The sequence below is a fragment of the Mesorhizobium sp. M6A.T.Cr.TU.014.01.1.1 genome, assembly GCF_004022765.1.
In the GTDB taxonomy this organism is placed as follows: Bacteria; Pseudomonadota; Alphaproteobacteria; order Rhizobiales; family Rhizobiaceae; genus Mesorhizobium; species Mesorhizobium mediterraneum.
This window is the reverse complement of record NZ_RZPG01000091.1, coordinates 1-536: the sequence shown is the minus strand read 5'-3', so window position 1 is coordinate 536 and position 536 is coordinate 1. Positions and strand designations below refer to the sequence as shown.

The window sequence follows — 536 nt, the reverse complement described above, 5'->3', positions numbered from 1 at the left end:
TTAGCCATCGTGGATGGTACCTCAAGTAGGCGAGAAGAGCTTGCGCTCCATCCCGGTTAGGCGTTCCGGGCCTTGCTCCGTCACCAGCACCGTGTCGCTGAAGCCCATCCCGGCTGCCGTCATCAGCATATGAAACACCATTCCGGCCTCCAGCACCCATTCCACGCCCGGCACGAACTCGCGGATGAATTCGCCAGCGGAGGGGCGGTGATTGAGGGCGAGCGAATAGCCAGTGCGGTTCGTGTATGTCTTACGCAGACCAGACGCCAGGATCGGCTCGCGGCAAGCTCGGTCGATCACGCTGGCCGGTGTGCCTGGCTTCATCAGTGCGATAGCCCCGTCTTGGACGCGGATGATTGTCTCAGCTATACGCTGCTGCTCAGCGCTCGGGGAACCAACAACGGCGCTGCGCATTAAGCGTGCCCAATAATGGTGATGGATCCCGCTGAGCTCAAGGCAGACGGTATCGCCACATTCCAGGCGCCGGTCGGACCATTGCCCGTGGATGAGATTGGTTCGATTGCCCGAGGTGATGG

General features: G+C 61.0%; 1 protein-coding gene. It reads right to left on the bottom strand.

Translation table 11 applies throughout. The annotated features are described in order from the left end of the window. Positions 1-21: 21 nt before the first annotated feature. Positions 22-536 (bottom strand): Xaa-Pro peptidase family protein (locus EN885_RS33090; RefSeq protein WP_164897978.1); only part of this gene is annotated, 515 nt, incomplete at its 5' end.